The 20,634-nt window shown below is 36.0% G+C and carries 20 protein-coding genes; 3 read left to right on the plus strand and 17 right to left on the minus strand.

Annotated features, from left to right (window positions below; genetic code table 11):
• Nucleotides 1-120: 120 nt before the first annotated feature.
• Genes AC0INN_RS18580 through AC0INN_RS18605 form a run of 6 tightly spaced genes read right to left on the minus strand, consistent with a single transcriptional unit; the run spans nt 121 to nt 7,658 of the window.
• Nucleotides 121-1,140: a tetratricopeptide repeat protein gene (locus tag AC0INN_RS18580; RefSeq protein ID WP_172283749.1), complete on the minus strand. Its 1,020-nt coding sequence runs from the start codon at nt 1,138-1,140 to the stop codon at nt 121-123.
• A complete protein-coding gene (locus AC0INN_RS18585) occupies nt 1,133-2,794 on the minus strand; it encodes an APC family permease (RefSeq protein WP_306614504.1) in 1,662 nt (553 codons plus the stop codon). The genes AC0INN_RS18580 and AC0INN_RS18585 overlap by 8 nt, the downstream gene beginning before the upstream one ends.
• Complete coding sequence (locus tag AC0INN_RS18590) at nt 2,784-5,168, minus strand: hypothetical protein (protein ID WP_306614506.1); 2,385 nt, start codon at nt 5,166-5,168, stop codon at nt 2,784-2,786. The genes AC0INN_RS18585 and AC0INN_RS18590 overlap by 11 nt, the downstream gene beginning before the upstream one ends.
• The gene (locus AC0INN_RS18595) at nt 5,159-5,902 is read right to left on the minus strand and encodes a hypothetical protein (RefSeq protein ID WP_306614508.1); all 744 of its coding nucleotides are present in this window, start codon (nt 5,900-5,902) and stop codon (nt 5,159-5,161) included. The genes AC0INN_RS18590 and AC0INN_RS18595 overlap by 10 nt, the downstream gene beginning before the upstream one ends.
• Entirely contained in the window at nt 5,875-7,008 is a 1,134-nt protein-coding gene (locus tag AC0INN_RS18600) for an AAA family ATPase (protein WP_306614510.1), read from the minus strand. The genes AC0INN_RS18595 and AC0INN_RS18600 overlap by 28 nt, the downstream gene beginning before the upstream one ends.
• Nucleotides 7,005-7,658 (minus strand): hypothetical protein, encoded by a 654-nt coding sequence (locus tag AC0INN_RS18605; protein WP_273650731.1) that lies wholly within the window; start codon nt 7,656-7,658, stop codon nt 7,005-7,007. The genes AC0INN_RS18600 and AC0INN_RS18605 overlap by 4 nt, the downstream gene beginning before the upstream one ends.
• 311 nt (nt 7,659-7,969) lie before the next feature.
• Here AC0INN_RS18605 and deoD point away from each other — a divergent pair, with 311 nt between their 5' ends.
• Entirely contained in the window at nt 7,970-8,680 is a 711-nt protein-coding gene (gene deoD, locus AC0INN_RS18610) for a purine-nucleoside phosphorylase (RefSeq protein ID WP_172283737.1), read from the plus strand.
• 98 nt (nt 8,681-8,778) lie between these two features.
• Here deoD and AC0INN_RS18615 read toward each other — a convergent pair whose 3' ends face one another.
• From AC0INN_RS18615 to AC0INN_RS18640, 6 genes are all read right to left on the minus strand, one after another.
• Nucleotides 8,779-9,567 carry a TatD family hydrolase gene (locus AC0INN_RS18615; protein WP_273650730.1) on the minus strand — a complete coding sequence of 263 codons (789 nt, stop codon included), beginning with the start codon at nt 9,565-9,567 and terminating at the stop codon, nt 8,779-8,781.
• On the minus strand, nt 9,564-9,887 hold the full coding sequence (locus AC0INN_RS18620; RefSeq protein ID WP_273650729.1) for a hypothetical protein: 324 nt from the start codon (nt 9,885-9,887) through the stop codon (nt 9,564-9,566). Before AC0INN_RS18620 ends, AC0INN_RS18615 begins: the two co-directional genes overlap by 4 nt.
• Before the next feature lie 57 nt (nt 9,888-9,944).
• Nucleotides 9,945-10,595 (minus strand): hypothetical protein, encoded by a 651-nt coding sequence (locus AC0INN_RS18625; protein ID WP_273650728.1) that lies wholly within the window; start codon nt 10,593-10,595, stop codon nt 9,945-9,947.
• A gap of 163 nt (nt 10,596-10,758) precedes the next feature.
• Nucleotides 10,759-11,181 carry an ester cyclase gene (locus AC0INN_RS18630; protein WP_273650727.1) on the minus strand — a complete coding sequence of 141 codons (423 nt, stop codon included), beginning with the start codon at nt 11,179-11,181 and terminating at the stop codon, nt 10,759-10,761.
• Between the two features lie 48 nt (nt 11,182-11,229).
• A complete protein-coding gene (locus AC0INN_RS18635) occupies nt 11,230-11,880 on the minus strand; it encodes an HD domain-containing protein (RefSeq protein ID WP_273650726.1) in 651 nt (216 codons plus the stop codon).
• Between the two features lie 69 nt (nt 11,881-11,949).
• Nucleotides 11,950-12,855, minus strand: a complete 906-nt coding sequence (locus tag AC0INN_RS18640) for a helix-turn-helix domain-containing protein (protein ID WP_273650725.1) — start codon at nt 12,853-12,855, stop codon at nt 11,950-11,952.
• Nucleotides 12,856-12,987: 132 nt separating this feature from the next.
• On the opposite strand from AC0INN_RS18640, the gene AC0INN_RS18645 reads away from it, so the two are divergent.
• Together AC0INN_RS18645 and AC0INN_RS18650 are read left to right on the plus strand one after the other, a co-directional pair.
• Nucleotides 12,988-13,473, plus strand: a complete 486-nt coding sequence (locus AC0INN_RS18645; RefSeq protein WP_273650724.1) for a DUF4822 domain-containing protein — start codon at nt 12,988-12,990, stop codon at nt 13,471-13,473.
• A gap of 197 nt (nt 13,474-13,670) precedes the next feature.
• On the plus strand, nt 13,671-15,851 hold the full coding sequence (locus AC0INN_RS18650; RefSeq protein ID WP_306614516.1) for an outer membrane beta-barrel protein: 2,181 nt from the start codon (nt 13,671-13,673) through the stop codon (nt 15,849-15,851).
• Between the two features lie 89 nt (nt 15,852-15,940).
• Here the strand turns inward: AC0INN_RS18650 and map are convergent, their stop codons facing one another.
• From map to AC0INN_RS18675, 5 genes are all read right to left on the minus strand, one after another.
• Entirely contained in the window at nt 15,941-16,705 is a 765-nt protein-coding gene (gene map / locus AC0INN_RS18655; RefSeq protein ID WP_273650722.1) for a type I methionyl aminopeptidase, read from the minus strand.
• 304 nt (nt 16,706-17,009) lie between these two features.
• Complete coding sequence (locus tag AC0INN_RS18660; protein WP_273650721.1) at nt 17,010-17,702, minus strand: hypothetical protein; 693 nt, start codon at nt 17,700-17,702, stop codon at nt 17,010-17,012.
• Between the two features lie 25 nt (nt 17,703-17,727).
• Nucleotides 17,728-18,315, minus strand: coding sequence for a DUF6705 family protein (locus AC0INN_RS18665; RefSeq protein ID WP_172283714.1), 588 nt, complete (start codon nt 18,313-18,315; stop codon nt 17,728-17,730).
• A 264-nt stretch (nt 18,316-18,579) separates the two neighbouring features.
• Nucleotides 18,580-19,149, minus strand: coding sequence for a DUF6705 family protein (locus AC0INN_RS18670; RefSeq protein WP_273650720.1), 570 nt, complete (start codon nt 19,147-19,149; stop codon nt 18,580-18,582).
• 18 nt (nt 19,150-19,167) lie between these two features.
• On the minus strand, nt 19,168-20,490 hold the full coding sequence (locus tag AC0INN_RS18675; protein ID WP_273650719.1) for a hypothetical protein: 1,323 nt from the start codon (nt 20,488-20,490) through the stop codon (nt 19,168-19,170).
• Between the last annotated feature and the right edge of the window lie 144 nt (nt 20,491-20,634).

Consider the following 20,634-nt stretch of genomic DNA (forward strand, 5'->3'; position numbering starts at 1 on the left):
AGATAATATTTTTCCTGATAAAATGGTGGTTTTGAAAGCTTCAGCCATTATGTTTGTTAGGAATTTATAAAGATTACTATGGAATTCTTAAGTCTTTTAATCTTTTAATTCAAACATCAATTAATTCCTGAACATCTTATTCCTTCCAGTCTTATACCTTGAAATATCTTTTAAAATAAGCGAATCATCAGGATTAAAATATTTTAGCTCATTTACAATTTCGGAATGGGTTTCTACCTTTTCGGAAATGATCTCATAAGCAATATTTCTCGTGACAGTCTGAAGGGAAGAGTTCTTTTTAAATTCATACTTCATAGCCTCCAGATAAATCAGCTTTTTATCTGCTGGCGTTTCTTCATATAAATGCTGAATTTCCCTTTCTAATTTTGTAGAATCAAAAATATTTGCAAAATAATTGTTCAGGCAATTGAAGGCATCTTTATTTTCTTTCCATCCTGTTAATAGGATTTTCTGTGCTTCATCAGGCATTTCCATCTTTTTTCTGTAGATCAGCGAGGCTTTTACCATCTGGCTGTTATCCACGAAATCATCTGCCAACATCTGATAATAGACATGTGCATTTTTTATATCATTCATCTCTTTATAAAGATCACCTACTTTTTCTTTCTGATCGAGTTCTTTATAAAGATCAATTGCTTTTCTGTATTGTTTTGCTTTTTCATAGCAAGCCGCAGCATCGGATTTATTATGCAGTCTTTTCAGATAAATAACCGCTGCCTCATTATAAAATTCACCATTTTCCAGTGTTTTTGCTGCCCTGTAATTATCCTGGAGAAGGTTCATATAAACTTTTGCGGCTTTTTTGTAATCTCCTTCTGTAATATATTTTTCTGCCAGCTCTTCATACTTACTACGGATTCTGTCAAAAAGAGAATTTTCAAGGTAAAAGTTTCCTCCCGAATTTCCTCGCCTTCCGGAACGTTGATCATTTTTTTCTTTATCCTTCAGGCTGATCATTACCACAAAAATTATGATAGCCACCGCGATAAAAATACCCAAGGTGCCCAATACACTCCAGAAACTCTGATGAAAAAGTTGCGCTACAAGCCCCAGCACTTTAAGAAGTACCAGTATTAAAAATGCTCTGATAAATTTATCTATAAACTTCTGCTTATTCATCTTTATCGGATTTTAAAATGGTTTTGTCCTCGCTGAATAAACGATATACCAATAAGATGACACAAATAACCAGGAACCATACAAACCAGTTGTACCCGTACATCCCGATCAACGGATAAAAAAGATAGATCAGCATTCCTATCAAAATAAGAACCAGGAATATTTTAATACCACCGGGTACATTATCGCCTCCGATATTCAATGTTTTCTTCCGGAAGAAATAAGAATAAAGCCCTACACTTCCGATAATCAGAATGATCAGCCAAATAATCTCGGAGAATGAAATGTCTTTAGATGATGTGCTTTCATCACCCAACCTTTCTTTTGTATTTACATTTTGACCGGATGAAAAATGGGGTTCCGCACTTTCTAAAGTTCCATAAAGCCTTCCAAGAGAATCTTCCATTAAAACCTGCTTTTTTCTCCAGATACTTTTTACAATTCCCTGATCAACAGGTTTATCATGATTTTTCTTTTTAATGGAATCGGAAATTTTACGCTGGTAGTCCCTGGATTTGTCTGCAATATGTTTTGCTATTTTCCTGTTGTAAATTTTCTTTAGAAAATCCCGCGTCTTACTTTCTTTTGCCCTGTAATTTTCAAGCTTCTTTTCCACCTTATTCATTTCCTTCGCGTCGGATCCTTTGGAAGCTGCGGCATAGTCTTTCATTAATTCCTTTCTTTCATTATGATATAGGGAATCAATCTTCATATCTATTTCGGTGAGACCGGATTCAAAGGCTAACTTGCCGGGATTCTGATTTTTCAAAGCCTCCTTTGAGAATACATTTCCTGAGGAAACAGGGCTTTCTGTTGTTCCCTCTTCTTTAGTAAAGCCTATCATAATTCTCCCGACAATAATTATGATCCATAATGCAAGGAGAACCCACCGGTAATCCCTTTGTTTGCCATTTGCCCCGTTTCCTCCCCATAACCGGCTCAGCCAATTGTTATTAAATCTGAACTTTCCGGAGCCATCTCCTCGGGAAGTTCCCATAATATCCAGAGGCACGCCCAAATCTACAGCCCGATCAGGATATTTTTCTATATACTTTAGATATTTTTCGATTTCTTTTTTGTTTCCCGCCATCACTTTTTTCAGATCAAAAGGCAGGTTTTTCATCCATTCTTCTTCCGTTGTTGAGGTCCGCAGAGATTCCATCATTTTTTCATCATCAATTTCCACTGCAAAACTTTTGATTTCTTTTGGAATATAAACTCCGTTTAATGGTTTGCTGACAGAAGATCCATTCTTTTGTGGTTCTTCAAGCAATGCGGTCCAATCTATTTCTTCTCTTAATTTTACCATTCCGAATTCGGGATGGATAATCAGAAACTGAGAATCAATATGGAGCCAGTCTTCAGGAGTGACCTTAGGATAAAATGTAGTGTATTCAGGGATAAATAAGACCTCATCTATACATTGAAAATAAGAATTCCTGCCAACTTCCCGGGGGACCTCATTATTAAAAACAATAAAACAGCCATACAGAATATTAGGTTCTTTGGAAGGAATCGCAAATGTCATTACCTGGTCTAGGTCAATTCCCAAAGCATCCATTTCACTGAGCCATACGGATGGTGAAGAACTCCTGATCAGAAGTCCCTTCCGGGGATAATCATTCTTTGGAAAAGGTTTTATTCTAAGTTCCATATTCCAGAATTTGATTGATAAAAGTCTCCAGATAATCTGAACACATATCCCCCATTGTTCTCATCTTAAGCAAGGTGGTTTCAGGAAGGTAATATTCTGCTCCTCCAAATTCGGTATGGGTTGCCAGAGACAAAAAGCCATGTTCCGTAGAAGGGATATAAAATACCGGAATATTTTTATTACTGCTTTTGAAAGTTAATATCCCACGGGAATCCGTGATAATCTCACTTCCGTCTGAAAAAGTAAATTTATTTTTGTACTGATTCGCAATTATTTTTATCCTGTGATTATTTCGGTATAATGTCAGAGAATTGTCATAAACTTTCGCCAGCCTGTTATTTGATATGACGAGGCTGTTTTCAGTGTTGATTCCGATATTATTAAAGTTATTTAAAATCTTTATTCCGCTATTCGCCAGCTTTTTCATTTCAGTTTCTACTTTTGAATGATTCCGGGCTATCTCTTTATCATTCTTCACCGATTCAAATGAAATATTTCCATCGATATTAATATGATAGATCCAGGAGGATTCCGCATGATGCAGATAAAAACTTTTGTTAAAATAAATCAGCCGATAATCATTGGGTATATTTTTCCCGGTTAGATTGAGCTCAGAATATTCTTTGGTATTAAGATTAAGTTTTGAAATAATATGCTTATCAGGCTGGTACTGGCAAAGGATAAATTGTTGTTGCTTATTTTTAGCCAGAGCAAACTGCCCGCGGGGTCTTACCGAAATATTTTCGATTAAAACCTCACAGCCCCGATGTATTCTGTATCGGTCATAATAATCCTTATTATAATAATTATCAGACAAATAGGTTTTAAGCAGCTGCTTTTTATTGCTCAAAATAAAGAACTCCCCTTCATACAAAAAGGAAGCTATTTTGTTCATGGGTGTTGGAAAAAGAATAGGATAGTTCTTCGGAACATCCGTTTTTTTGCCATTCACAGAATCCTGATCAGCTTTCTGTTTTCGTTGTGGTGGATTAGCCCATAAGTCTTTTAGCGGAAGTACAATTTTCTGGATGTGTTTCCTTGTTCCTTTATGATGTTTGAAGAAATTAACCTCGCCATCAACAGATGTCGTTACTATAAACTTAAGCCTGTCCCTGTTTTCATGAATTACCTTTTGCAACCCTTCATTCATGAGATTTTCCTGGTTGGTGATAAAAAATACCTCAAGATCTTTTTCCGTGTGCTCATTCTGGAAAAACTTATCTAGAGCCTGGGAAACATCCAAAGCTGAGCTTACCTGATTCAGATGATCCACAACATTTTCCACGCTATCAAGAGAAACAGGAACACTTGTTTGCCCCAGAACGAAAACTTTACATTCCGAATGAGCTTTCGGATGCTTAATGACCGCAATTGCAGATGCATAGGCCAATACTTTCGGTATTCCCCAGTTTTTCAGAGAGGTATCTATTAAAATTATTCTTTCAAAAACATTTTCTTCCGGAGGTATCTCCCTTTGAATATAGAGGGTTTCGTTGTTGGCTATTCTGCTCATAAAAACCTCATCTTCATTTGCGAATTCCGACAAAAGCATTCGGTGAAGCTCCCCCTTATTGGTCATATCAGAAATTCCTCCTATCGGCTGTTCACCGGGAGAAAGGTGACGCATGGGAATTTTGAGGCCACTCCAGATTCTTTTGATCAGGCTTCCTACCTGAAATGTTTTAGGCTCTTCTATTAAATCCTGGATAAAATCATTATTGGATTCTACGGTTATCTCCTCTTCTGCAACCTCATCATCCAGCTCCGGCTCAGTGCCAAAGCCTTTCATCGCATAAATAATTGACTCTACCGAAGGAAATTTTTCATTGAGCCACACAAGAACTCTGGTATCCTTTACCAGAGATGAGGATGTTACGGGTATTTTTTCAGCACTTTTGGCCAGAGCATAAGGATTTTTTGCAAACTTTTTCAGAAGCAATGAACCGGATGGTGCAGAGATCCTGTTATGGGCATTGTGAAATAATGTTTGCAGCAAAAGAATTCTGTTTTGCCCTTTTTTATAAGATTTACCCAATTTATTCAGGTTCCCCAGAAAATTGATAATGCAATTAACCTCAATATTTACTTTGGCTTCCCTTTCAAGCTTTTTTAAATAATACGAAACGGCATTGAAATTAAGATAGCCTTCCTGGGTTGCATAAAGTACTAACAATAAAGCTCCAAAGGGAGGGATTCCCTGCAGATGTAATTCTTTCAGGACTTCAATTATATAAGGCCGGTATGCAATGGCTCCCACATTCGGAATGGACACAAGGTTATTTTTGTGATAACCTGTCTCATCACGCACATCTTCATCTGTATTCCATTCCCAAAAATATCCTTCGTAGGGCTGGAAGTATTCATTTAGCTCCATTCTTTCGCTTTTTGAGTGAGCCGGTATGAGCTTATGGAAAGCTTTTTCAGATCTTTCTTAGCAATGGACAGATAACTTCCGTCTTCATTCCATAAAAGCCAATAGCTCAGGTTCTCATTATATTTTCTTTGAAGTAAAGCACTTACATTCTTAAATTCAAAATCAAATCCGGTGGGTAAAAGATGTCCTTCTTTCTCCCAATAGGTTTTTCCCGGTAGCCCCAGTAAAGGTGTACCCAGGAATAACGCCCTGTCTCCAATGATAATCCATTCGTTTCTTTCAAGTTTGAATGTAGGTAATGTCGGAATAACCGCTCCAATCTCCGACATAGGACTTAATAAAGCGATGGCAGGCTGTTCTGTAGTTTCAGGTTTTAGCCTTATCCTGATTTTTTCATTAATTCCAAAAAAATTCTGATTGGATGGCGGCAGTACCAGACGCAATGCCTGGTCAATAGGAGACCATAATAATGCAGTTCTTACTTTCCGGGTAGGAACTAAGGCTTTCTTTTTAAATAATAAACCATTACGGAGCTCATATAAAATGAAATTGGGCAATTGTTGCACCTCCGGAGAAGCAGCCTGCTCTTCAGTAAATCCTTTAAGCCAGATCGTCTCATCCTCCAAAGCAATCTGAAGATTTTTCCAGTTCCGGATCGAACCTAAAAAATCTTCATCAGCACGAGGTAATTCCGCCCAAAAGTCAATTACATGCTCTGTAAGATCCTCTGCCATAAGCCTTCTATTTCCTGTTGAATATATTGTTTCTGTTCAGGATTTTTAATCCAGTCACAGCGGGTTTGTAGATATCTCAGTTTATCTTTAATCACATTTTGTTCTTCAAATGTTGCAGATCCGCTATCCCATTTTTCCTGTAAGATCTTCACATCCTTCATTACCTCTTCAGGATTCGGCATTTTATTGTGCAATGCCTGAGGATGGCTTTGCGGGTTTTCATCCTTTTCGATGGTCCTGTTAATGATCCCTTCCAGAATTTCAATCTGCTCTTCCGTATCCCAAATATGTTTCAATACCCAAAGGTCAGAAAGTATTGCTTCACTTCTCCCGCAAATCAAAGCACTTGCAGCAATAAGGTTCTGAAGCTTTACCGCTCTACGGTCGGAAATTGCAATTCCGGTATTCCGGAGACTGATCACAGTATTGAGGTAAACTTCATAAATAGGTTTCAGATCCACTGTTTTACAAAGGTTCTGAAGCTCTCTTATTTCCTCGGCCCTAATTTCAGGAATATCCCTTTCCTCTGCATTTTCTAATCTTCTGCCTGCTAAAAGAACCTGTTGAAGCAGCTCAGGATTCACATAATCTACATTGATCCTGATAAGAAAACGGTCGAATAAAGCATTTAAAGCTTCATCTTCAGGTAAAACATTGCTTGCTCCCACAAACATGAGTGCAGGCAGATGCTTGGTTTCCTTTCCCCTCTTAAAGATCTTTTCATTCAAAGCCATCAAAAGCGAATTGAGGATCGCTGAATTGGCATTAAAAATCTCATCCAGAAAAACCATTGAAGCCTCGGGCATCATCCCTTCTGTATTGGTAAGAAGTTCGCCTTCTTTTAATTTCCTGATATCAAAAGGACCGAAAATTTCATTCGGTTCCGTGAAGCGGGTCAGCAAATACTCAAAATTCTTCCCATCTTTAACCGTTTGGGACAAGGTTCTTACAATAGCTGATTTTGCAGTTCCCGGCGGACCATATAAAAATGCATTTTCTCTGGCCAGAAGGCAGATCCCCAGCAGATCGACCACATCGTTTTTACCTACAAAAGTGTCTTTTACGTAATTGAGTACTGCATTAAGCTTTGAAATATTCGGAATCATTTATTTTCTTCTTCGTTTATAATTTTTAATTCTCGCCAGAACCCGTCTTTATGTAAGCCAAATTCAGCAACCAACAACTTGTTAATATAGGGTATTTCAGCCAACCTTTGAGCTCTTTTTTCAACAATCCTTTCAAGATATAGCTTCCGGTATGTCGGTTCTTTCAACTCTTCCTGCCAATTCATATTTTCGAGATCAAGATCATACCCTACACCCGAGTAATGGAATTGCAGCAAAATACTTTCCAATTTTTTTATCAAAGGATCGTCGGGGTCCAAATTCTGAAGAACAACAATTATCTGTGGTAAAAATCTCAGCGAAAGATCTGCTGATAAAAGTGCTTCGGAATTTTTCATTCCTCTAAATTCAGGGATGAACTGATCCAGGTCTTTTGCCGTGTTTTCCCTTATTAAATACAATTGAGCAGCATAATAAAGGACCTTAGCAGCCCAGACTGCAGCCTCTTTATCATACTCCAAATGATCCGTCAAAAACTCCAGTCTTTCTTTTTCAAATTCTGATTCAAAATAATCCGCGGCATCCTGTTCTTCTTTCTCTGAAATTTTTTGAATATTTGAAAAAATGGTGATACATTCTTCTTTACGGAGAAGAAATAAAGTATCCAGGAAAGGAGATGTATTTTCGGTCATATAACAAAAGTAAAATTATTTTTTTGAGAATAAAACTTTAATATCATTATGATTAAGAATTAATTAATGCCTCTGTCTTCGGTCAGCCACGGGAATACAAAGGCATAAAACAAATTTTTTAGAGGATATAAAGATTTTTAAAACCGACGAAGTTGATAATAAAGTATTTTTGTTCATAAACATTTGAAAATCTAGGATTTTCCAGTGCTCTGAAAACATAAAATAATAAAATAACCTTTGCGTTTTTGCGATTAACTTAAAAAGCAATAAAAGTAAAAGTTGCTATCTTTGCCGTCATTCAAAATAACATTATGAGTATTCACATAAGTGCAAAAAAAGGAGAAATAGCGAAAGTAATATTGCAGCCGGGGGATCCGCTTCGTGCACAATATATTGCCGAAAACTTTTTAGAAAATGCAAAACTGGTAAGCAAAACCAGAGGTATTTTGTATTATACCGGACTTTATAAAGGAAAAGAAATCAGCGTAGGAGCAAGTGGAATGGGTTTTCCAAGCATCGGTATTTACTCCTATGAATTGTACACCGAATATGATGTAGATACAATCATCCGTATCGGTACCTGTGGAGCTTACACCACAGATCTGAAAGTATTTGATATTCTAAATGTTGAACATGCGGCAAGTGAAAGTACCTATGCAAAATATGCATGGGAAATAGAAGGAGATATTATTTCTCATCAGGGAAATATTTTTGATGTGATCAATGCAACGGCAGAAGAATCTTCTTTGAAAACCAAGGCTGTTACTATTCATAGCAGTGATATTTTCTATCGAAAGGATTTAACCGTTCCTGAGATTGCGACAAGATACAACTGTCCGGCTGTGGAAATGGAAGCCTTTGGATTATTCGCCAATGCTAAACATTTAGGGAAAAATGCAGCCACAATTCTTACGGTAACGGATATCATTCCTACTCACGAAAAAATTTCGGCAGACCAAAGAGAGACAGCGTTGAAACCGATGATTGAGCTGGCTTTGGAATCAGCATTGAAAGTTATTTAAAACCTTATATCACCCTAATTATAGAAAGCAATATTGCGAATCGCAATTTGCTTTTCAACCATAAAAAAAGAGCTTCACTTATTCAGTAGAGCTCTTTTTTATATCCTGAAAAATTTTCTGGCGACCGCTGTTGTTTCCTCTGCTACATCTTTCAAACTTATTTTCTTGATCTGAGCAATGGTTTGCGCCACATAAGGTAGAAAGGCAGGTTCATTTCTCCGGTTCTGACTTCGCGCTGAGATATTTTTCGGAAGCATAAACGGAGCATCCGTTTCAATCATCATTCTTTCTAATGGAACATACCTGATCACTTCCTCAAGGTGTTTAAATCTCTTTTCATCACTGATTGCTCCTGTAAATCCTAAATAAAACCCTTTATCCAAATAGCTTTTTGCTTCTTCTAAAGTCCCGGTGAAACAATGAACGACTGATTCCGGAAGTTGAGAAAGGTAATCCTCTGTAATTTCGGTAAATCTTTTAAATGCAGATCTCTCATGAAGGAATAAAGGTTTATTGATTTGAATTGCCAGTTCAAGTTGTGCACAATAACACTTCTCTTGTAGAGGCCTTGGTGAAAAATCACGGTCAAAATCCAATCCGCACTCTCCCACTGAAACCACATGGTCCTGTTTTAGAAGGTTCCTGAGTTCGCCGATACTTTGATCATTAAATGATTTAGCATCATGAGGGTGAATGCCCGCCGTTGAAAATAAAATATCCGGATAATCCTGCGCTATATCTGCAGATTCTTTACTTCCACGCACACTTGTCCCCGTAAGGATCATATAGTCTACGCCATTGTCCAGAGCACGGTTAATCACTTCGTCTTGTTCATTATAGAACTGTTTATTGGTCAGATTAATGCCAATATCAATGTAGGTATTCATTTTTCTTTTTTTGTTTTGTTATTGATATGAAAATATCTTATTACATGGGGACTGTTTACGGCACTTCTAAAAGATCTTTCACTATGGAATTTCTTGTACCTGGAATATTTTGTTCCATTAATTTCTTTGGTTATTTTCACCCAGACAAGTTCTTGTTTTTGTCTTCTTACCTTCCGTAATGGTATGGATTCAGATAATTGGTCATCTATATCGGATTGCTCAGTTCTCCGCCACTTTTTGTTCCCATACTTTTTCAGGTAAGTTCCTATTTTCCCGTATTCAAAAGCCCGAAAAGTCCCTTTGTTATAGATATTTTTCATTCGGATGAATTTTTGGCAAAATAAAGCATTTGCTACGCAATCTTTTTACGCAATATATTATTCATTGATAAAAGTTTCCAGAAAACCAATAAGCTGTGTTCCTCCGCTAGCCCAACGAATGCCGTGTCCTTCTTTTTCCCTTATTTCGTAGACAACCCCATGCTTATAATGAAAGAATACATTCCACCAGGTTTTATTCTCGATGATATAATGGATTTTAGCCATTACCTTTTCCTGTTTTTGAAAATTACTGCCTTTTACCTCACCCCAGAACTGGTCGTCCGTTCTTCCCACATGTTTTTCCCATGCTCTCTGTGCAATGGTGATTTCTTTATTAAAATAGACCTGACAACTACCAATCAAAGCATCTTTTAGAGGTGGAATGGCTTGTTCATCACGAACGCTTGCTGAAGTAAGTCTCTGCCCCAGAACATCAAGCCAGTATTCAAAGGGGATTTCTTCCAATTGTCTTGCTTTTTCTTCATTTTGATCCTTAGTTTCCAGAATATGGATAAAGTGCCCGAAACTTTGCTTCCGGTCAATCAGAATTTCTTCATTAAAATAAGGAAGATGCCAATCTAAAGTTCCATCTTTAAATCTTTGAATGTTTTGATCGATAGTCCGAAGATGTTCTTCCGAAACAATGGCACCATATTTTTCTTTCCAGGAGCCCGAAAAAAACAAAGAACATGGCTGAATTCCGCTCATTTAAAAATTTTTAACCAAAATAGCAGATTTTTTTCAGCAATAAAAGTACACTCTACATTATTGTTGACGTAAAAATGAAAAATTTAAAATACATTAAATAATCTTTGTTCGTTAAAAAATCCCCATCAGTGACAGGGATTTTATAATTTATTATTTTGATGGGTTACTCATTGCTTTTAAGCTGTGCCAGGACTACCGATAAATTGTTAATTCCCCAATGCTCAAAATATTTCCCATTTTTAAGACGGACAATATCAATGACATCAATACTTATTCTTTTTCCTGAAGGTGCAATTCCCATAAAATTTCCGGTATGAGTTCCGGATATATTTTTTCTGGTGGTAACGAGATCTCCTTCCGCAACCTGCTGAAGAATAGTCACCTGGATATCTGGCATGGCAGGTCTTAATATCCCATTGAAAGTATTGATCATTCCCTGTTTTCCATTATCAGCACCTTGTGGGGCAGAGTGGTTGATGAAGTTCTCATCCATGAGTTCTTCAAAGGTTTCAACATTCCCCTTTTCAATAACTTCTATATTAAAGCGTTTTACTATTTCTTTGTTTTTTTCCTGTTGCAAATCCATATCTTATTATTGATTTTTTCCTTAGATACGTAAATTTAGGATAAAACATTATTCGCTCCAAGGAGAATGCAGAATACAGTTGCAGAAATTTTTCCTTTCAAAATTTGGAATCATAAATGCACAGACATCTGCTTTTATATTTCCGAAAGTGGTTTCGGTTTTATGTTTAAATCCATCAAAAAACGTTGGAATAATTTTATTCTTAAAATCATTCCGGGGAAATGCCTCTATAATCTCATTCCGGTCTGAATCACTCAGATACTCATACCCTTCTCCCATTACATCCAATCCTACTCCGGAGTACATCAAAGCTACTTCATTCTCCTTATGTTCTGCAATCCCAATGGTTGTATGCAATGCTATCGTATCCCAAACCAGCTGCAATTGATCTTTCGGAAGACCGTGGCTTTTCAGAAAATCCCTTGCTGCATTAGCTCCGTCTACTTCAAATCTCAAATCGGGACTGCTGTAATGGGGCACTAAACCCAGATCATGAAAAACTGAGCTTATATACAAAAGCTCTGCATCATACTCCATATTTTTTCGTTTTCCGTTAAGTGAAGAAAAAAGGAAAACCCGTAATGAGTGGTTATAAATAAATTCCGTTCCATACTCTAATAGCAATTCAGTGGCTTCGGCAGCAATTTTACTGTCCGGAATCATAATTCCGGCAACACTTTTTAATCTTTGGACTGACATATTTTTTATATTTTAATCAATACAAAAATAGGCCTGTCCTTCTTGCTCCGGAATGTCAGAATATACCTATTACCTGCCAATATTTACAAACATCCTACGGTATTCTAATGGTGAGATATCTGTGTGTTTTTTGAAAAAATGACTGAATTGTTCAGGCGTGCTGAATGCAAGGTGATAAGCAATTTCTTTTATTGTTTTAGCGGAAAACTGCAATAATCTTTTTGATTCGGCGATCACTTGTCCCGCAATGACCTCTTTAGCTCCTTTACCGCTTTTCTTTTTTGATATATCGGATAATTTACGGGGTGAAACGGATAGCTGTTCTGCATAGTACAATACATCATGCATCTTGTTATATTGCTGACTGAGTAATTCCAGAAACCTGCGATAGATCTGATTGTCGAAATCGTCAATTCCATCCTGAAATGAAGGCATTGCATTGGCCAGCTTAATCATCAGAATTTTTAAATAGGCTGCCATAGCATCTAATTTATTGGGATAATCGGCACCTTCATATTCTCTAAAAAGGATCTCACAAACCCCAATCAGTTCAGTGAAGTCCTTTTCCTGTAAAGGAAAATTCTGATGAAGGGCAGCATCATTAAAAAGCATCAATTTACAATTGGAGGCACTCGATGGTGCCTTTTCCCAAAAGCAATCTCCAAAGCTTATTTCAAATCCGGACAACTGATTGGGATGGGATAAAGAAAATATTTGTCCTTTCGATATGACAAATACCTCCGGCCCCTGAATATTAAATTGTTTCCCATCAATAATGATGCTTCCGTTTCCTTCGTGAACAATGAGCACTCTGTTATAGGTAACACTGACTACATCCGTTTTTTCCAGAACCGAATGATCCAGTTTAACCACCTGAAAAGAATCCTTTATTTCCTTATCGAAGATGAGCACTTCATCATACATATTATATGCTTCTCTAATGGTTCCAAAAGTACGAATATCAAAAAAGTTCACAACAGATCTGCCATACTATTTCCGGAATCACAAAATAGCAACAATCAATGATGCTTTTTACAACAAAAGGAATGTTTTATACAATCTTTTGATTTTTATAAACGATAAGTTTGTCCTGTTTAAAACCTATTTATGATGAACATTTTAAAAAAGCTATTTTACGGACTGTATGTATTGATGATGATATCTGTAATCTCATGCTCCGACAATAATGACGAAACTACTGTTGGGGAAACCGTTCTCACCCCTTCACAGATACTTTCGTCTACTCCATGGGAAACAACCCATGCTAAAAACCAAAATGGACAGCCGGTTCCTTTAACGGACACTCATGTAACGAACTTTGTAGGCTTTGCTTATTTTAAAGCAGATGGTACATTTACGATGTATAATCTTGATGATTCTCCTAAAATGCATGGAGACTGGTCCGTTTCTGCAGACGGAGCAACCAGAACTATCATAGCAAAAGATGCGAACGGAAACGTACTTTTTACAAGAATAGTAAAAATTACAGTTTTAACGGAACAGGAATTTACTTACAGAATATTTCCTGATGCTAATGATCCATCTGTATATTATGATATCATCCATACTCCAACAACTCATCCCGAGCCTTAGGCTCTTTTTATAATAAGTGAAAGCCGGTTCAATGAGCCGGCTTTGTTTTTTACTCATTTCTCTTCCAAAATAGGGCAGCTCTGCTTTACATACTTTGGAATATATTTATTTTCTTGATTTTTTTTCATTTTTTTCCCAATATGGATGTAACATATGTCACCCTATGGTTGTCTTATCAATTGAAACGCCCCTTGAAAATGAAAATAATAACATGTACAATCGCCCTATTAACCGCTTCTTTAGCTTTGGCTCAGGCCAAAAAAGACACCGTTAAACTAAAAGACATAGAAGCAGTTACTTTAGTGGTAAGAAAACCGACAGTGGAATCCAAAGTTGACAGGACGGTTTTTAATGTAGCCAACAGCTCCATCCTGGCCGGAAATACCACCTGGGATGTACTGAGAATGACTCCTTTAGTAAGTATAGATAATAATGATGCTATTAAAGCAGAAGGCGAGAACGTTACGGTTTATATTAATGACAGAAAATCTGTTTTTACAGGAAAAGAACTAAAAGAATATCTGGCAACAATTCCCGCCGATAATCTGATGAAAATCGAGGTGATCACCAGCCCTTCTTCGCGTTATGAAACGACAGGATCCGTCATTAATATCGTACTGAAAAAGCGGGATGATGAAGGAATGAAAGGAAGCATCACCCTGAATAACAGACAAAACAGAAAAAATTCGCAATACACCAACTTCAACCTGAATTACCATAAGAAAAAATTTACACAAACGGTTATTGGAAGTTATAGTGACAATACATGGGTACAAACCAATTCGATTGTTAATTCCCTGTATGAAAATAATGATATTACCACAATCAATACTTTAAACACAGATAAAAGTAAAAGCCCCTCCATTTCTTCCACTTCAGAATATGAGCTGAACGATAAAAACAACATCGGTTTTATTGTGGAATATTATCAAAGTAAAAGAACGTCTTCATCAGAAGCGGAGGCAAGCAATTATGCCAATGACCAGTTCAAGTATTCTTATGATCAGAGCCAAAACTTAGCGGGTATGAATCGTACTTTAGGAACCAATCTGTTTTACAAGTATTATGATAAAGAAAAAAACAGGATCTTGGATGTCAATTTAGGAACGAACTACGACTCTCAAAAAGATTCCAATGATTTCCTGAAAACATTTAGCAATAAACCGATTCCGGATCAAATAGGAGTTAATTCCAACAATCAGATGCGTAACTATTATATCAAAATTGATTATACGCAATCCATTGGAAAGTCGGGAGCCACATTTGAAGCCGGAGGAAAAATAGATTTCAATAATAATGTTGCTCCTTATTATTTGACCGGGAACAAGCTGGATCTGCTTCAAAAAACAGATAAATTCCATTATGAAGACAATATCAGTTCCCTTTATGCCAATTTCAGTAAAACCTTTTTCAAGAAGCTGGAAACCAGAGTCGGGATACGCTATGAATATATTGATTTCAAAGTAAGACAGGATATTGCAGGAACTTCAAGAAAAGACGGCTATGGTACTTTCCTTCCGAATCTATTGTTAAAATATTCTTTTTCAGACAAGTACGATATAAGCCTTACCTACAACCGTAATATCTGGCGTCCGTGGTATGCAGAGTTCAACCCTTTCCTTCTACCTAATAATGATGGGATCTACTCCAGAGGAAATATCGACTTACAACCCAACCCAAGCGACAGGCTTTATCTGAAGTTCGGAATCTTGAAAAAATATTTCCTTTCTGCCAGATACATGTTTACCAAACAAGATTACTGGACCACTTATAGTACTCAGGTAGTTAATACACCTGGAGATCCCGACAACCCTACAAAAGAAATAACAGTGACCTACCCTGGCAATTTTAGCGGAAAGGTTCAGAAATACTACCTGTTTGCCAATACCAACCAGACTTTTCTGAAGAATAAGTTAAATGTAAATGTAGGCTTTGGCTGGTATTATATTGACAACAGTGATTTCAATCAAAGGAATGACCTGAAAGCAAGAGACTACATCAGCTATTGGGGAGGATCAACCAACCTTTCGTACACTAACCTGTTTAACAAGAATATTAATCTAAGTGCTTGGGTGGAAATATCCAATCAGAATAACGGGAACTCTTACGCCAATAAAACGAATGTATTCCACAATATTTCCATGACAAAAATATTCCCAAAAACACAGATGGAAGTCAGCCTTCAGCTGATGAATATTTTTCAGAGACCGAACTTTGATTCCACGACCTTCAGTCCTGTGGGAACTTTTAGAAATTCCACCCAATCCGATTGGTACGGAGTTTCCCTGTCTTTTGTGAAACGTTTCGGAAACCAGAAAGTAAAAACCAATACAAAGACCGACGTCGAAAAAGGCGGCGGTGGTGGCGGAGAAAAGTAAATGCTATTTTAATTGTTACTTATAGAAAAGGACTTTTTGAAATTCAAAAAGTCCTTTCTTTATCCGTTCGGAAATGAACTCTGTTATTCTTAATTAAGAATCCCGTTCATCTCTGTTAAAATTACCGGCTTCCCATCAGTCACAATGATTGTATGTTCGTGCTGTGCCATGTACCCACCTTTATTTCCTACCATGGTCCATCCGTCATTCAGCTCAACGGCAAGGCTGGAAGTGGTTGAGATAAATGTTTCGATGGCAACAACCGAATTCTTTTTGAATCTTCTGGAATCATAACGGTTTTTATAATTCAGCAGATCATCCGGCTGTTCGTGCAGACTTCTTCCGATGCCATGCCCGGCAAGATTTTTAATCACTTTAAAACCTCTTTTCTTAGCCTCAGTCTCCATAAGCCATCCGATATCTGCAATTTTAACCCCGCCTTTAATACTATTAATTGCCCTTTCAAGAATATCTTTAGAAGCATCCACTAATTTCTGATGCTGATGAATATCTTCCCCAATAATAAACGAACCTCCATTATCCGCCCAGAATCCATTTAGCTCTGCTGAAACATCGATATTAATTAAATCTCCTTCTTTCAGAACTCTTTCTTCCGTTGGAATACCATGGCAGAATTCATTATCTATGCTGATGCATGTCCAACCTGGAAATCCATAGGTCAGATAAGGGGCCGATTTAGCGCCAAAGTCAGAAAGTATTTTTGCTCCAAACTCATCAAGTTCTTTTGTCGTCATTCCAGGCTGAGCATAGTTGGTCATTTCCTTTAAGGTATAGGCAACTGCTTCACTTGCTTTTTGCATTCCTATTAATTCAGATTCGTTTGTTATTGACATTATTATTTGTTTACGTAGGTTATTTTTGGATCGTTGTTCACAAAATTTACTGGAAACTACAAAGTTAGGCAATTAAAATATAGGATGGTGTGACAGGAAAAATTCCTATGTGAAAATGTTGAAGATAAATTTAAGTCATGTTTGATTACAAATCCTGATCTACGTTTTTGTTCTGTGATATTTAAAACAAAATATTGATAGGTATAAAAAAACCGCTCACATTACTGTAAGCGGTTTATTTTATGTGCCCAATATAACTGGTGGCATTTGTTTTCTTATGTCTAACATAGATAATATAACTTATCTATAATTCTTTTTCTCGATAAAAATTAATTGTTTTTTTTACAATGTTTAATTTAGCAATTCCACTTCGCATACCTATAAAAATATTTTCTTCATCAAATATGACTACAGAATTTGGATATAGATTTCTCCAAAATTGTTCTCTAAAAATAAGGATCGCTTCTTCATTTACTACTTTGTAAAAACCATGAAAAGAAACAATATAAATAATGTCATTAAACACAGTTGATGCTTCTAAGGCATCTCCAAAGGATTCGATTTTTCTGTATGTGAAATCTTTTTTTAATTCATATAAGCTTCCCCAGATACCCGAGCCTTCGGTAAAGTAGATTTTATTTTGGAATCGAAAAATATCAACCACATTTCCAAATTTTATTTCTATAGATTTCTTTATCTCTCCTTTCGGCTGAAAGTATAATGCTCCTCCCCATTCGCCTTTATTTTCTCCAATCAGTTTTCCACCTTCTATTTCTAATTCAGAATCTTCTTTATAATAACTGGCCTTTTCTACTATCAAACGATTATTTTCTTTTTTCACAGCATAGCAATCTTTAGATTGATTGAGAACAAACGATTCTTCAGATCCTACTTTTGGAATAGAATACTCACTAAAATTATCTGGAATTTTTATTTCTTGTCCTGTACTATAAGAACAAAAATAGAGTGTGAATAATAGAAGTAACCTTTTCTCCATTGTTAAATTTATTGAAATGATGAAATTATTGCTTAGTAAATATCAAATCTTTTGTTTCAGGTAAATAGATATTTATGTCCGTTCCCTGAGGACACTTACTGCTATCAAGTATAATGTCATTAGGACGATATTCCCAGGATAATTGTGTAGGACTTATCTTTTTTAAATTAATTTTCCCCCATCCAACGCGACAATTAGTCCCTCTATAATTAAATATTGCTTTACCTCCATTATCAACTATAAATTGACTATAAATTGTATGCGTATATTGATTCGACTGAAAATTCATGTTTTTAGTATCTTGCAGTATTGTACCTGTTGAATTTTTCACAATATATCTTATGGATAAAACATCTCTATATACTTTTTTATCCACTAGGTCAAAAAGCTTATCTTCTTCTTTAGAAATGTAAATGGTAATTTGTCTTCCATTATAGGAGGCTGAATAAACTCCTGTAAAAGCTGGTAATTCATTGTTTGTATCTTTTAAATGCGAGAGGTTAGGCACATTGTTCACAGCAGTACGAAGCGGATATGTTTGCTGTGCCTGGCAAGATAATAGACCCACTAGAAAAGTGAATAATATGGCTGTTTTTATATTTATTGTTTTCATTTATTTTTATGTTTACTATTTAAGAGCAGGTTGTTGAAGTTGGTTGATTATAATTATCTAGGGTAATGTTCTTTATTGAACTATCATAGTATCAAGAAAATTTCTAAAGAGCTATCCCAATAAATGGGATAGTTCCTAACCTAACTCAAAAACCAATGATAATCAGAATTACTAGTATAGAGAGTTCCTTCTAATTTATTACGCTACAAAAACAAACCTTTACCAAGGGTAGTAAAGGTCTTTAAGTTAATATTAAATTTTACTCTATTGTTTAGTAAATATCAAGCCTTTTGTTTCAGGTAGATAGATATTTATGTCTGTTCCTTGAGCACACTTGCTATCATCAAGTATGATATCATTAGGCTTATATTCCCAGGATAACTGAGTACTATTAATTTTGGTTAAAATAATTTTGCCCCAACCAACACGGCAATTTGTTCCACTATAGAAAAAAATAATGGAATTATTATATGACTTTATTCCTATACTGTACAGTTCTATTTTGGAAGTACTGTTACTTTTTGTGTCTTGCAAAATTACACCAGAAGAATTCTTAACGATGTATTTGATATCTAATATATCTGAGTAGAATTTCTTTGAGCTCTTCTGTAATTTCTTTTCAACTTTTGTAATATATAATGTAATTTCTTTTCCTTGGAAGTTTGCTTTATATGTTCCGATATATGGAGGAAGTTCATTATTGGTATCCTTCAAATAAGCATTAGCTGGAATATCTTTTAAATCTGTATTTAGGGGTAATGCTTGCGATTTACAGGAAAATACCCCTATAAAGAATATAAATAATATTACTGTTTTAAGATTTACTATTTTCATAACTTTACATTTTGATTTTTAAGAACAAGGTACTGGAGTTGGTTGATTAGTACTATTTAAAGTGATGTTATTTATTGTGCCATCTTTTTCTATTCTTTGCAGGTTGACCTTTCCTGCTAATCCCATATTACTTAATGTTTCAAAGAATAATGTTTCTGCTCCTAGATTGTTTAAATCCCCTTTACTATCTATGTACTTTGTCCCATTTTTTGCCCAATCAGTTAAATTGCTCTCTGTTCTTTGAAAATCAACAGTAAAGTTATCTAAATCATCTTGCGTAAAAGTTTTTACGGCATCTTGATACCCTCCATTAAACCATATTACATAATGCATGCCATTAGGAGCCACCATTCCTAAATAAGCATTGTTTGCATTTGCTGGATTAGAAGTGGGCTGTGCTCTTGCAAAACCTAATAACTGGTCTATATCTGGAGGAGATAACATAGGTATTCCTGTCGGTGTGTGATTGTGATAACCTCCTACATATCCTGTTTTATTTCTAAAATTCACACTGTGAGTTTCTCCTGTAATTGTGGCGCTAGGTGTTCCGTCTGCTTTAAACATTACTCCAAGCTCACCTCCTTTAGGTGCTTGTTTTCGGAGTTCATTAATCTTTTCAAGTACCTGTGGTTTAGCTAGATTACTTCTTGTTTTATCACAAGGAGTGTCAGGAGTATTTGGGTATGGATAGCCTGTACCTCCTCCACCATTACCCATATCACACAATCCTGTTACAGGATCTACAATACCTAAGCAATCAGAAATTTCTATTGGGGCATCTATAACCCTACAAGTTGTAACATTACTGGATACCCAATATCCATCTCCTCCCTCTGGATCAGGATTAGATTCATTATTTGGATACCACGTAGAAATCGTTTTGGTTGAACAGACTAATGTGCCCTTACTACTATTGTTTGTATTGGTATTTATTGCTTTTTTAACTCTTGCAGAAATATAATTTTGGAAAAAACTAATATCATTTTGTGATTGTCTATATATGAAGTAAATTTTAGTGCCATGTCTGGGAACTTGAAGCACAGAAATAACTTTTCCATTATCTACCACAGGAACCATCAAAAAACTTTCATCAAAGCTATCCATTGTTGTGGCATAATCCCAATAAGGTGTTCCACTGCCTTTTTTGATTTTAGATTCATTTTCCTGATAGACTTTCATTACATTTTTAATATACTTTTCGTCCTCTTTCCAAAGGCTTTTGTTAGTATATTCTTTAGAACTTGGATCAAATGAAGCGGTGACTTCATCATGAACACATGAATACAGCGAGATGCAGAGGACTACTAGTAGCAGTAGCTTGAAAATAAATTTCTTTTTCATTTAGTGTTTGTATTTCTTAGGTAGCTAATATAAAAATATTTTATAATTCACAACTTAGGGTTTTCCTTAATTGTTGAATTATTTTTTATTTGACGTGAAACTCTTATTTCAGGTGCATAAAAGATTAAGAAAATACACAATGCT

This window comes from Chryseobacterium subflavum (assembly GCF_055762745.1).